The sequence below is a fragment of the Nocardia sp. NPDC058058 genome, assembly GCF_042885355.1.
Classification (GTDB): Bacteria; Actinomycetota; Actinomycetes; order Mycobacteriales; family Mycobacteriaceae; genus Nocardia.
In genome coordinates this window covers 531,431-544,543 of sequence record NZ_JBHVSA010000003.1, presented here as the reverse complement: position 1 = coordinate 544,543, position 13,113 = coordinate 531,431, and the positions used below count along the sequence as shown (strand labels likewise).

Genomic DNA, 13,113 nt, shown 5'->3' with positions numbered 1-13,113 from the left:
CCGTTGATCGCATACGGTAGTGACCGAGGCACCTGCTCCTATTGCGTTGTAGCGGGCAGTGATTCGACCGGAAAAGGAGCGCCGGAGACGATACCGGCCCGCCAGAAGTAGCGGTATGCGGCGTGGGCCACTTCGGGTCCAAGGATTTCCAGGTGGTGTTCTGTCACCTCATGGCGACGAGCCGCATCGGCGAGACGGTTGAGGTCGTCGAGGCTGGCGTGATCGAGAACTTCGCCGGTGTCATCGTCATATGACGTCCGCACGGCGGACGCATACGCACTCTTGGCTGCTTCTCGAAGGCTGTCTTCATGGGCGTACTCACGTAGGCGGATGTAGAGGCCGTCTTCGTGTTCGGCGGGAGTGCGATGCCAACCGCCGTGTTCCCACCAGCGTACGAAGCTGATCGCGTCCGGGGTGAGAACGTGTGGGTGATATGTCTTCAGCTCGACAGCTCGAACCCATTCCGGTGCAGCGGCTCTGGGGTCGTATGCCTGGTCTCGGAGGTCATTGTCGCGATCCCATCCGAAGAGCACGGCGCGATCGCCCGGGTATCGGATGAGGGCGTACCAGTTGCCCGCACCGTCCTCATTGTCCACACGCCCGCCGGTGATCACCGTCGTCGCACCGATCTCCTCGGCCAGTTCGCTGGGTTCGAAGACCGCGTCGGGGAAGACAGCGAATAGGACGTCTGTGACAACAGCTGTCACCCACAGTGTGCGCGGATGAGGCAGCTCCAAGTCCATGCCCGGCACTGTAGTACCGGTCACCGACACCGTGCCGCGCCCGCTGAGGAAGCGTTCCGAATCTTCACCGCTGGTCGGTGGCTAATTTCAGGCCGAAGGCGATCAGGACTGTGCCGCTGAGGGTGTCCATGGTGCGGCGGACGGTGTCTCGGCTCAGCCAGGTTTTCGCGAGGGTGGCGGCGGTGATGAGGGCGGTGAACCACAGCATGCCTTCGATGTTGTGGATGAGGGCGAGCAGGGTGCCCATCAGCAAGGGTGGGGCTCCGGTGGGGAGGAATTGGGGGAGCATTGCGATGTAGAAGACGCCGACTTTCGGGTTGAGCAGGTTGGTGCCTAGGCCGCGGGCCCAGGCTCCGAGGGCGCTCGGGGATGAATCATGTACTGCGGCTTGTGGATTGGTCGCGGGTTTGCGGAGTCCGGCGCGGATCATGGTGACGCCCATCCACGTCAGGTAGATCGCGCCCGCGATTCGCAGGCTGGTGTACGCCAGTTCCGATGCGGTCAGCAGCAGGGAGACTCCTGCCGCGGCGGCAATGCCCCAGATGAGGGTGCCGGTGCCGATGCCGATCGCGGTGGCGAATGCGTAGCCGCGGCCGCGACTGATCGCAGCGCGGAGCACCAGCGCGGTGTCCAAGCCGGGGACCAGCGTGAGCAGGCCCGCGACTAGGGCGAAGGACAGCAGAGCGTGCGGCATGCGCGCAGCCTATATGGGCGGTTGGCCCATACCGGCTGGCTCGCTGCCGTCGAGTGGTTCGGTGCGTCGAGGTCGATATGACCGGTTAGCACGTCATGCCGTGGCGCACAGCGGACTTGGGGTCGAAGTTCTCCGGATCCACGGCGACGCGCACGACCTTCTGCGCGGACAGGTCGACCAGGAAGGTCCACCCGTTCGGCAGCACGAGGCCGTCGGCATCGACGCGGTTTACCTGAATGTACTTGCCGCCGTTGGCCGGTCGGCGCGCGGTGAACCGGCCGAAGCGGGTTTCCGGGGCCTTCGCACGCACCAGGGCGATGGCGGAATCCACATCCGTATCGGGAACGGGGGTGGGCGCGGTCTGGGTCTGGGTTTCCATCGGTGTCAATCTCCTTGCGGTCCTTGCCTGTTTCGCCTACTTCATACAGAGCGTTAGCCCGCATGGCACGTGAATTCAAGCATGTGGCCCAACTTCGCGGCGCGTCTCACAGCTGGGATGCCCGTGATATACCCGATTTCGGACAGCGCAACGGGTCGCTCAGCAGGCTCTCGACTGCTGAGCGACCCGGTTCGATGGATGGATTCAGGGACTCGGATCCGGGACCGCCGGGCCCAGGTCCAGGGGTTGCGCGCCGTTCTGGCTGTCGTGCGCGGTGTTTCGATTGCCGCTTTCGCTGGAGCCGTCGCCGACCGCGCCCGAGCTGAGGGTGTTGCCGTTGCCGGGGCTTGCGATATTTCCGTCGCTGCCCGCGGATCCGAGGCCGGAACCGGTGCCGCCCGAGCCGGAACTGCCCGCATCGGCGATGGGTAAGTTGACCTTGCCGGTGTCGCTGCTGCCCGCCGAACCGGTGTAGGCGCTTTGCGACAGTGGCAGCGATGGGAAGTCGGCGCTACCGGTGCCGCCGATGGGGGCGGGTGTCGCGGCGGCGACTCCGAGGCCGAGCGTCACCAGCGAGGTTCCGGTGATCATGACCGCCGCGGCGGCTTGCAGGTAGATGGCCAATATTCGTACGCGTCTTCGTGCCGGATACATATGGTTCTCCAAATATCTCGAATGTGTTATCGCGCATTGGTTTTCGAGCTGTCACTGTGTCGAGCGGCAGTCACCTCCGGGCTCTGATCGATGTGGTCAGTGCGGTTTGCGTCCGCCGTCGACGATGTCGAATTCGTTGGGCAGATTCGCGCGATACAGGCCGGCGTCGACGGCCTTGAACGGTTCCCAGAGCAGCTGTTTGAACTGTTTGTGCAGTTCGACCGCGCCCTGTGACGACCCCGAAGCGTGCAGTACGGCGTTGGCGGCGCGGCGGCCGCCCTCGTTCGCGCCTTCCATGCAGGACACGTTCATATCGGTCTTGATCCAGTCACCGGCGAGCATGAGGTTGTCGATGCCGGTCGTCGCTTCGGGACGCTGTGTCCACGAGCCCGCGTTCTGAATGAAAATCGAATCGTCGTAGGCGATTTGGGGTGTGCCCGCGCCGGTGAGCCCGGTGTCGATGAGCGTCGAGTGCACCATATCGTCGGTCAGCTGGGTGACGCCGTCGCCGTTGATGTGCGCCTTGATCTGCTCCCAGGTTTCCTTGACGATCTCCTCGGGCGTGCATTGCTTGGCGGTCTTCTTGTTGAACATGCCCGGGGTGTCCCAGTCCGAGATGATCGCGGAGAGAACATCTTTGACGGTGCCATCGCCGTACGAGGTGAGCGGCTTCTTCCAGAACTGCGCTTCACTGATGGACGTCAGTCCCCAGGGCGCGTCGTTGTACCCGACGTGGCCGTTGGCCAGGTCGTGGCGGGACTTGAGGAAGTACTGGAGACCAACCATCCAGGCGTTCTCGAGCTTGCGTGCCCCGGCCAGGGCGGGATCCGCCGCGATCATGGCATCGTCGAGAACCGCGGAAAACCGCTCGTGCGGAATCGCCGAGATGTAGTAGTCCGCTTCCACCGTGTGCGTGCCGCCGGAACCGGAGACCGTCGCCGAGGAAATGTGTTTGCCATTGGTCTTGAAGCTCGAAAGCTGCTGCTCCAGTTGAATCTTTACGCCGATCGAGCGCAGATAGTCGCCCCACGGATTGACGAACTGCTCGCTGGTTGGCCCGTTGAGCACCCGATCGTTGCCTTTGCCCGCCGCGCCGCCGTCGTTATTGATGCCCAGCAGTGACCACACATAGGATTCGCCGACCAACCCGATCGCGTTGGCGCTGCAGTTCGCGGATTTGGTGGCGACGAGTTCCTTGATGAATCCGTCGCCGAGGAACCGGTTGTACTCCTTCGACGAATTGTTCAGCTTCGCGAAATCGGTCCAGGTGATGTTCTCCCACTGCCCGAATTTGCGTTCGTCGCAACTGGTTACGTAGACGCCAAGCCGTTCCGCGGCGAACAGCGCCTCCTGGGCCGGGAGCCGCCATACCGTCTCGAGCACCGAGGACACCGAATCGATGAAGGCTTTCAACGTCATCGGCAGCTCGGGCAGCGGTATCGGGAACGGCAGGGGAATGGTGAGGTTGTGCCGGTTGACCCCGGCGATCATTGCCGCTTCGAGTCGTACCAGGTTGTCCCACACGCCATTCTTATTGCCCGCGAACGGTATTCGGCGCATCGTGTTCGGCAGGTTGTGATAGAAGCCGAAGAAGCTGCGGAACCCGTGTTCGCCGGGCAATGGTGTGGCTCCCGAGTTGGGGGCATAGATGCTGCGGGTCTTGCCGCCCAGCACATTTCGCGCCTCGTACAGTGTGACGGCGAATCCGCGCTCGGCCAGTTCGTGTGCGGCGGTCATACCGGCTGGGCCGGCGCCGAATACGGCCACGGATTTACCCGGGGGAGCGGCGCTGGCCCGCCACCCTTTTCCGGTTCCCGGCGCCGTGCCCATTGTCGTGAGCGCCGCCACGCCCGCGCCGGCGACCGCCGCCTGCTTGAAGAATGTGCGCCGCGATTGTGGCGGTAACTGTTTGTCGTGCAACTTCGGCCTCCCGACCAATCGGCCCGGGGCGTGCGATCCTGTGCTCCGCCGGGGGCCCGACTATTCCGTCGAGGCAATATGTTAACAATTATTCTGGCGTGAAACGGTTCCCTGGCAAGTCTGTTGCAGGTCACAGAAAACGCCTTCACCTGCACATATGTGCAATAACGGAACTATCTCGACTGGACGTGGGCATGGAATTAGTTTCCAGCAAATACTTTGATTTGCGTGGCGCTGGGAGTTGTCTCGTGTCACGCTACGTCCCACGATCCAGGCGATAGACCTTGTGCGACATGAGAAGTCGTGGTGCCCATGAACCAGACCTGTACCGACCTCACCTCCGTGACATGGCGGTGCGCCGAATTCGCGATCGCCATGCTCGACGGTCACGCTGAGCCCACCGCGGCCGATCTGGAGCAGCTGGTGCGCGCGGTGACCGAATGGGCGCGCGCCGGGGTGCCCCTCGATGCGATCCAGCACGCCATCCACTCCGGATTCCGCAGGGGCATGGCCGAATTCATTACCCGGGTCGATCCGGTGAACGCCGGTGACATCACCACCGGAATCGAACTTGCCCTCTCGCTGTTGACCGTGATCACCTCGGCCGCCTCACTCGCCTACCTCGACGAACTGCGATCAGTACTCTGCGAACGGCGCGGGGCCACAACGACACTCGCTGCCGCACTGCTCGGTGGCCGCAGCACCTCGACGATGGCTCGCGAATGCGGCATCACGATCGCCGAGCGATATACCGTTCTAGCCCTGGGCTTTCCAGCCACCCGGCCGAACCCCACCCCGAATGCCATGAACCGCACGATCGCGCGCATCCAGGATGCACTCACCACGCACGCCGAGGCCGGTGTGCTTTTCCTGCTGGGCCCACACGGCGGCACCGTACTGATCCCCGAGCCGGTCCTATCCGACAGCGAGGTCGACGCCCTGATCCAACACCTGTCCGCCGCAGTCGAAGTCGAGCTCACAGCGACCAGCGCCCCCGCCACCGTCCCCGGCATCCCCGCCGCCGCCGAACACACCCACGAACTCCTGAACCTGGTCCGCCAGGCCCACAACACCCCCGGCCTCTACCGCTTCGACAACTTCGCCCTCGAATACCAACTAACCCGCCCCGGCCCCGCCCGCCGCCTCCTCGCAACCCAACTGGACCCCCTCGACGCCCACCCCGACCTCTTCAAAACCCTCCGCATCCACCTGGCCAACGAACTCAACCGCCGCCGCACCGGCCGCCAACTCCACATCCACGCCAACACAGTCGACTACCGCATGCACCGCATCAAACAACTAACCGGCCTGGACCCAGCCCTCCCCTCCGGCCTCTGGCAACTACGCTCAGCCCTGATAGCCAGACTCAGCGAAGGCCCAAAACCCTGACGCCTCACTCCACCAGCCCACCCGATCAATCAGTCGAGGACAAATGACTCGAATCGCCTTCTACGGCGATATCGCCGCCAGCGAAAGCCGGCCGGTGTCAAGCGTTCTCACCAACTGGCTGGACCGCGGACCGCTGAACGGCAGAGAACGAATGTTCGGATACGAACTGACCTACGAAGACGAATCGACCTACCTCTACTGCCACGAAGCCGCAACCGCCCCAGGTCGCCCCACCCACTACCTCATCGAAGGCACCCTCGACGGTGACGAATCAGAGTCGGTCGCAAACCTGAAACAACTGATCAACCTTTGCGCGAGCAGTGGCCTGAGCTGCGAAATCGACTACATGCCGGTCGATTCCGAAGGCGAACCAGTGGGCGCCGAAGTCACCATGACCACACGCGATTCCTCGAAATAGATCGTCGACGCCCCAAGCCAGATTCCGCTGTTTCAGCCTTAAGGACGGGCTGCGTCACCGGATGCGCCGAGCATGGTGCTCAGGTCTCGGATCGCGTCTTCGAATACTTGCCGACTCCCCGGTCGACTGTTCAGGCCGCGGTTGCCGCAGTGGGGGATTTCGCGGCCGGTGAAGTCGTAGAGATCTGGATGGGTGATGTTTGCGAGGTGCCAGCCGGTGCGGGCGTTCTTGCCAAGGGGCAGAACAATTGTGAGGTTCGGGAGTAGTTCGACCAGGCGGCGCGTCCAGATGGTGGCCGCCTTCAGTTCCCAGAGGTGCGAGCCGCCATTCTTCGTGTTCGCGGTGGGGAAGGGGCAGACGTTCCAGTGCACGACGTCCTTCCAGCTGACACCGTGACGGTCGTACGCTTCGCGGCAGTTGCGCGCGGTTGCGTCGTTGTTGTCCAGGCTGAGCAGTCCGGAACCGGTACCGGCTTCGGCCATCGTGCTCGGGTTGTCGAGCAGAACGAGTGCGCGGGCGTGGATTCCGCCCTGGTCCGGATCGACGTAGGGGACCGTGCCCAGCTCTAGTGCGCGTGCCTGCGCGATCTCATCGGCCAGCGCGTTTATCGGCGCTACGTGTGGCTGGCGGATACGCGACATGCGCTCGCGTACGACCTCGGGGTAGGCATTGCGTCCAAGGACCATGCTGCTCCTCCATCGACTAACTCGATGGTAGGGCCGCAAGAGCCACGCCCGGCGTGTCCCGGCGCGCAGGCTGAATTCGGCTGCGTGTCAAGTCAGCTCGATGAGCCTTCGATGGTCAATGTCGCGGTTGTCAGGTTTTCGGCGGCTGTGCGGGCGATGGTGGCGGCTTGGCGTAGTTGGGCTTCGGGGTGGGCGGTGCGGTGTTCGACGGCGGCGCGGATGCGGTCTAGGGAGATTCCCGTTGCGGTGGTGGCGTCGCGGAGTTGGGTGTGGCGGTCGTCGAGGTCGCGGTGTGCGGCGGCTAAGTCGTGTAGGCGGCGGTGGAGGTCGGCGATGTGGTTGATCAGGTCTTCCACTTCGCGGGTGGTCAACTCCAACCCGGGATGTGTCTCTCCGGACAGGATCGCCTCACCGGCGATCTCGGCGCAGCGTGCCTGGAGCACGTCGAGAATGTCTGTCACACAGATCCCCTCCTACGCTGCGGCGGGGGCGGTGCGCAGCCCGGCCCCCGTCGGTTCGAATGGTCCATCCACGCCCGGAACCAATTACACCATTGTCTCCGACAGTGGATTTTCACTACCGGTTTTCCCGACGTCGACTGAGGAATTGCCCACGATACGTACGAGTAACCCCGAGACGCTGTGTACGTGCGCGCGGTTCGGGTGCAAACTACGCGAGACCGGCAGTCGTAATCCAATCGCCCGACCCCGGGCCAGTGCTGTGGAAGGAGTTGGCGAGTGTTCAGCCGTATCGCCATCGTGAATCGTGGGGAGGCCGCCATGCGGTTGATCCACGCCGTCCGAGATCTGGCCGCGGAGACCGGGTTACCCATTCAAACTGTGGCCCTGCACACCGATGTCGACCGGAACGCGACATTCGTGCGAGAAGCAGACGCCGCCTATGACCTGGGCCCGGCGTCCGCGCGCCCGTATCTGGACCTGAAGGCGCTCGAGCAGGCGCTCGTCGCGACCGGAGCCGACGCGGCCTGGGTCGGTTGGGGATTCGTCGCCGAGGATCCGGCGTTCGCCGAACTCTGCGAGCAGATCGGGGTCACCTTCATCGGCCCCAGCCCCGACGCCATGCGCAAGCTCGGCGACAAGATCGGCGCGAAGCTGATCGCCGAAGAGGTCGGCGTACCCGTCGCACCGTGGAGCCGCGGCGCGGTCGAAACCCTCGACGCCGCCCTGGAGTCCGCCGCGCAGGTCGGCTACCCGCTCATGCTCAAGGCGACCGCCGGCGGTGGTGGCCGCGGTATCCGCATGGTGTCCAACGAGGCCGAGCTGGCCGATGCCTACGAGCGCACCAGTCAGGAAGCCGCGCGCGCCTTCGGCAGCGGCATCGTGTTCCTGGAGCGCCTGGTCACCGGAGCCCGGCACGTCGAGGTCCAGGTGATCGCGGACGGTCAGGGCACTGCGTGGGCGCTGGGCGTGCGCGACTGCTCGGTGCAGCGCCGCAATCAGAAGGTCATCGAGGAATCGGCCTCGCCGGTGCTCGAGCCCGAGCAGGTCGCCGACCTCAAGGCTTCCGCCGAGCGCCTGGCCATCGCGGTCGGGTATCGCGGTGCGGCCACCGTCGAATTCCTCTACCACCCCGGCGACCGCATGTTCGCGTTCCTCGAGGTGAATACCCGCCTGCAGGTGGAACATCCGATCACCGAGTCCACCACCGGGTTCGACCTGGTGCGTGCGCAGCTGCACGTCGCCTCCGGCGGCAAGCTCGAGGGTGAGCCCCCGGCCGAGCGCGGCCACGCCGTCGAGGCGCGCCTCAACGCCGAGGATCCCGATCGCGACTTCGCACCCGCGCCGGGCCGCATCGCACGCCTGAATCTTCCGGCGGGACCGGGCATTCGCGTCGATACCGGCGTCAGCGAGGGCGACACCATCCCCGCCGACTTCGATTCCATGATCGCCAAGATCATCGCCTACGGCCGCAATCGCGATGAGGCGCTCGCGCGCCTGCGCCGTGCCATGGCGCAGACCCAGGTCGTCATCGAGGGTGGCGCGACCAACAAGAGCTTCGTGCTCGACCTGCTCAATCAACCCGAGGTCATCGACGGCAGCGCCGACACCGGCTGGATCGACCGCGTGCGCGGCGAGGGTCGCCTTGTCTCGCAGAAGCATTCGTCCATCGCCCTGGCCGCCGCCGCCATCGACGCGTACGAGGAGGAGGAGAACGCCGAACGGCATCGCCTGCTCTCCACCGCCGCCGGTGGTCGCCCGCAGGTGCAGCATCAGAGTGGCCGCCCGCACGATCTGAAACTGCGTGGCGCGAGCTACCGCGTTCGGGTCGCCCGCATCGGCGCGCACCGCTTCCGGATCGGCATCGAGGCCGGTGGCGATATCGCCACCGCTGACGTCGATTTGGAGCGTTTCGATCAGCACACCGGCCAGATCGTGGTCAACGGCACCCGGTACCGCCTGGTCACCGGCACGCACGGCCCGATCCACGTGGTCGATGTCGACGGCGTGACGCATCGCATCAGCCGTGACGAAGGTGGCGTCGTGCGCTCGCCCGCGCCCGCGCTGGTCGTCGCGACCCCGCTGTCGGTCGGCGATGAGGTCGAGGCGGGCGCTCCGGTGCTCGTGCTCGAGAGCATGAAGATGGAAACCGTGCTGCGCGCGCCGTTCCGGGCTCGGCTCAAGGAAGTCTCGGTCACCGTCGGCAGCCAGGTCGAGACCGGTGCGCCGCTGATGCGCCTCGAGCCGCTCGCCGAAGAAGGCGACGATGCCGAGGGCGCCGCCACCGAACAGGTCGAGCTGGACCTGCCCGGTGCGCCCGAATCCGTTCGCCCGCAAGAGCGTTTGACCCGCGGCTTGCAGGATGTCAGCAGCCTGCTCATGGGCTTCGATGTCGATCCGCACGATGATCGCCGCGTGGTCGACGAGTACCTCATCGCCCGTCGCGCCGCCATCGCGGACAAGCGCCGTCCGCTGGTCGAGGAATTCGAGATCGTGCGCCTGTTCGCCGATCTCGCCGAGCTGAGCCACAATCGGTCGTGGGAGGAGGAGAGCGGTCCCGCACACGCGCCGAGCGCTCGCGAGTACTTCCACATCTACCTGCAGAGCCTCGATGTCGATCGGGCCGGTCTGCCCGCGTCGTACCAGGCCAAGCTGGGTACCGCGCTCGCGCACTACGGTGTCACCGAATTGGATCGCTCGCCCGATCTCGAGGCGGCGGTGTTCCGCATCTTCCTGGCGCAGCAGCGTCCGGCCGATGCGGTCACCATCATTACGACGCTGCTGCGTGAGTGGCTGCGCGAGCCGGGTCCCGATGGGGTACTGCGGGAACCGGTCGGTCTGGCGCTGGAGCGTTTAGTCGCCGCGACGCAGGTGCGTTTCCCCGTCATCGCCGATCTCGCGCGCGGGGTCGTGTACGCCTGGTTCGGTCAGCCGCTGCTGCGCCGCAACCGCGCTCGCGTCTACACCAGCGTGCGCAAGAATCTGCACTACCTCGATCAGCATCCCGATGCCGCCGATCGCGGTGAGCGCATTGCCGACATGGTCCGCAGCACAGAGCCTTTGGTGCGACTGCTGGGTCAGCGCCTGGTGCGCGGCTACGCCGACAACTCCGCCATGCTCGAGGTCCTGACCCGCCGCTACTACGGCAACAAGGACCTCGCCGATGTCCAGACCAAGCACGCCAGCGGCAGCACCTTCGTGGTCGCCGAACGCCGCGGGCTGAGCCTGGTCTCGGCCGCGGGCAGTTTCGACCAGATCAGCAGTGTGCTCAGCGGTTTGGCGCAGGTGTCGGCCAGCGCGGCATCGGTGGAAGCCGATATCTACCTCGGCTGGGAGAAGCAGCCCGAGGACTTCGACTCGATGGCTGTCGCGCTCCAGGAAGCCCTGGACGCGCAGCCGCTGCCGAACCAGGTGCATCGCATTACCGCCACCGTCGCGGGCAGTGGCGGTGCGGTTATGCACCACCACTTCACTTTCCGGCCCTCGGCGACCGGCATGGTCGAAGAGCGCCTGATCCGCGGCCTGCACCCGTTCATCGCCCAGCGCATGCAGATGAAGCGCCTGCGCAAGTTCGACCTCACCCGACTGCCGTCCTCGGACGACGAAGAGGTGTACCTGTTCCGCGGTATCGCCAAGGACAATCCGTCCGATGAGCGGCTCATCGCCTTCGCTCAGGTCCGCGACCTGGCGGCGCTGCGCGAGCGGGACGGTCGACTGCTGGCGCTGCCCTCGGCCGAAATCGCGATCGCGACCTGCCTGGACTCGATCCGGCGCGCGCAGTCGATGCGGCCCTCGGCCAAGCGGTTCAACACCAACCGCATCGTCATGTACATCTGGCCGGCGGTGGATGTCACCCGCGCGGAGCTCGAGACCGTCATCGGCGGGCACGTACTGCCGATGACCGCGGGCGCCGGGCTGGAGGAGATCCTGCTCATCGCACGCCAGCTCGATCCCGAGACCGGTGAGCTCACCAAGATCGCCCTGCGCATTTCGTTCGACGCGGCGGGCGGTGCCGAGGTCACCATCGGCGAGCGCACCGACGAGGCCGTCGAGCCGCTGGACGAGTACCGCCAGAAGGTGCTGCGCGCCAGCAGCCGCAACACCGTGTACCCGTACGAATTGACCGGTCAGCTGGGCGATTTCGCCGAGTACGACCTCAATGTCGAGAACGCGCTGGTGCCGGTGGATCGGCCCAAGGGCTACAACAAGGCGGCCATGGTCGCCGGTGTGGTCACCACCCCGACCGCGCAGTACCCCGAGGGCGTCACCCGCGTGGTGCTGCTCGGCGATCCCACCAAATCGCTTGGCGCACTGTCGGAACCGGAATGCCGCCGGGTGATCGCGGCGCTGGATCTGGCCGAGCAGATGCAGGTGCCGCTGGAGTGGTACGCGCTGTCCTCGGGCGCGCGGATCTCGATGAAGTCCGGCACCGAGAACATGGACTGGGTGGCGGCCGCGCTCAAACGCATCGTCGAATTCACCCAGGACGGCGGCGAGATCAATATCGTCGTCTCGGGCATCAATGTTGGCGCGCAGCCGTATTGGAACGCCGAAGCCACCATGCTCATGCACACCAAGGGCGTGCTGATCATGACTCCCGACTCGGCGATGGTGCTCACCGGTAAGCAGGCCCTGGACTTCTCCGGTGGCGTATCGGCCGAGGACAACTTCGGTATCGGTGGCTACGACCGCGTGATGGGGCCGAACGGTCAGGCGCAGTACTGGGCGCCGAACCTGCTCGCCGCCCGCGATGTCCTGATGGCGCACTACGACCACACCTACATCGCACCCGGTGAGCAGGCTCCCCGTCGCGTGGAGACTAGCGATCCGCTCGATCGCGATGTCTCGGACTTCCCGCATCTGGTGGCGGACAGCGATTTCACCACCGTCGGCGAGATCTTCTCCTCGACCGCGAACCCGGATCGCAAGAAGCCCTTCGACATTCGTACCGTCATGCGCGCGGTGGCCGACCAGGATCACCCGGTGCTGGAGCGCTGGGCGGGCATGGCCGACGCCGAAACCGCGGTGGTGCAGGACGCGCGTCTGGGCGGTATTCCGGTGTGCCTGTTGGGCATCGAGTCCCGGGGTGTGACGCGTCGTGGTCTGACGCCGACCGACGGACCCGACACCTACACCGCCGGAACGCTTTTCCCGCGCTCGTCGAAGAAGGCCGCGCGTGCCATCAACGCCGCGAGCGGTAATCGCCCGCTGGTGGTGCTGGCGAACCTGTCCGGCTTCGACGGCTCCCCGGAGTCGATGCGCAAACTCCAGCTGGAGTACGGCGCCGAAATCGGCCGTGCGATCGTCAATTTCCAAGGACCGATCGTGTTCTGCGTGATCTCGCGCTACCACGGCGGTGCGTTCGTGGTGTTCTCCAAGGCGCTGAACCCGAATATGACGGTGCTCGCGCTGGAAGGCTCCTTCGCCTCCGTGCTCGGTGGCGCGCCCGCCGCCGCGGTGGTGTTCGCCCACGAGGTCAGCACCCGCACCGCCGCGGACCACCGCGTCCGGGAGCTGGAGACCCGCGCCGCCACCACGGCCGGTGCCGATCGTGCCGTGCTGACGGCCGAACTCGACGAACTGCGCTCCTCGGTCCGTACCGAGAAGCTCGGTGAGGTCGCCGCCGAATTCGACCGCGTGCACAATATTCAGCGCGCTGTCGAGGTCGGTTCGGTCGACGCCATCATCCGCGCCGCCGAACTGCGTCCGCGCATCATCGATGCCATCGAGGCGAAGCTGCGCTGAGCTACACCCGGCTAGTCGGCTGACGAA

10 protein-coding genes are annotated in these 13,113 nt (G+C 65.4%); 3 read left to right on the top strand and 7 right to left on the bottom strand.

The annotated features are described in order from the left end of the window. Positions 1-38 precede the first annotated feature (38 nt). From ACFVUS_RS26015 to ACFVUS_RS25995, 5 genes are all read right to left on the bottom strand, one after another. Entirely contained in the window at positions 39-743 is a 705-nt protein-coding gene (locus ACFVUS_RS26015; protein WP_387771592.1) for a hypothetical protein, read from the bottom strand. 64 nt (positions 744-807) lie between these two features. Next, positions 808-1,437, bottom strand: coding sequence for a LysE family translocator (locus ACFVUS_RS26010; RefSeq protein ID WP_387771589.1), 630 nt, complete (start codon positions 1,435-1,437; stop codon positions 808-810). 85 nt (positions 1,438-1,522) lie between these two features. Continuing rightward, positions 1,523-1,816, bottom strand: coding sequence for a hypothetical protein (locus tag ACFVUS_RS26005; protein WP_387771587.1), 294 nt, complete (start codon positions 1,814-1,816; stop codon positions 1,523-1,525). Positions 1,817-2,020: 204 nt separating this feature from the next. Beyond that, a complete protein-coding gene (locus ACFVUS_RS26000; RefSeq protein ID WP_387771584.1) occupies positions 2,021-2,470 on the bottom strand; it encodes a hypothetical protein in 450 nt (149 codons plus the stop codon). A 96-nt stretch (positions 2,471-2,566) separates the two neighbouring features. Further along, positions 2,567-4,390, bottom strand: coding sequence for an FAD-dependent oxidoreductase (locus tag ACFVUS_RS25995; RefSeq protein WP_387771581.1), 1,824 nt, complete (start codon positions 4,388-4,390; stop codon positions 2,567-2,569). A 312-nt stretch (positions 4,391-4,702) separates the two neighbouring features. Here ACFVUS_RS25995 and ACFVUS_RS25990 point away from each other — a divergent pair, with 312 nt between their 5' ends. Together ACFVUS_RS25990 and ACFVUS_RS25985 are read left to right on the top strand one after the other, a co-directional pair. Beyond that, on the top strand, positions 4,703-5,779 hold the full coding sequence (locus ACFVUS_RS25990) for a PucR family transcriptional regulator (protein WP_387771578.1): 1,077 nt from the start codon (positions 4,703-4,705) through the stop codon (positions 5,777-5,779). A gap of 43 nt (positions 5,780-5,822) precedes the next feature. Further along, entirely contained in the window at positions 5,823-6,197 is a 375-nt protein-coding gene (locus ACFVUS_RS25985) for a hypothetical protein (RefSeq protein ID WP_387771576.1), read from the top strand. A gap of 38 nt (positions 6,198-6,235) precedes the next feature. On the opposite strand, the gene ACFVUS_RS25980 is transcribed toward ACFVUS_RS25985, so the two are convergent. Then, on the bottom strand, positions 6,236-6,883 hold the full coding sequence (locus tag ACFVUS_RS25980; protein WP_387771573.1) for a uracil-DNA glycosylase: 648 nt from the start codon (positions 6,881-6,883) through the stop codon (positions 6,236-6,238). A 92-nt stretch (positions 6,884-6,975) separates the two neighbouring features. Next, positions 6,976-7,344: a hypothetical protein gene (locus tag ACFVUS_RS25975; protein WP_387771570.1), complete on the bottom strand. Its 369-nt coding sequence runs from the start codon at positions 7,342-7,344 to the stop codon at positions 6,976-6,978. Positions 7,345-7,620: 276 nt separating this feature from the next. Here ACFVUS_RS25975 and ACFVUS_RS25970 point away from each other — a divergent pair, with 276 nt between their 5' ends. Further along, positions 7,621-13,086, top strand: a complete 5,466-nt coding sequence (locus ACFVUS_RS25970) for a carboxyl transferase domain-containing protein (protein ID WP_387771567.1) — start codon at positions 7,621-7,623, stop codon at positions 13,084-13,086. Positions 13,087-13,113: the final 27 nt, after the last annotated feature.

Coding starts and splice junctions, on each gene's coding strand:
- ACFVUS_RS25990 (WP_387771578.1), top strand. CDS start 4,703: ATGAACCAGACCTGTACCGACCTCACCTCCGTGACATGGCGGTGCGCC.
- ACFVUS_RS25980 (WP_387771573.1), bottom strand. CDS start 6,883: ATGGTCCTTGGACGCAATGCCTACCCCGAGGTCGTACGCGAGCGCATG.
- ACFVUS_RS26015 (WP_387771592.1), bottom strand. CDS start 743: ATGGACTTGGAGCTGCCTCATCCGCGCACACTGTGGGTGACAGCTGTT.
- ACFVUS_RS26005 (WP_387771587.1), bottom strand. CDS start 1,816: ATGGAAACCCAGACCCAGACCGCGCCCACCCCCGTTCCCGATACGGAT.
- ACFVUS_RS26010 (WP_387771589.1), bottom strand. CDS start 1,437: ATGCCGCACGCTCTGCTGTCCTTCGCCCTAGTCGCGGGCCTGCTCACG.
- ACFVUS_RS25985 (WP_387771576.1), top strand. CDS start 5,823: ATGACTCGAATCGCCTTCTACGGCGATATCGCCGCCAGCGAAAGCCGG.
- ACFVUS_RS26000 (WP_387771584.1), bottom strand. CDS start 2,470: ATGTATCCGGCACGAAGACGCGTACGAATATTGGCCATCTACCTGCAA.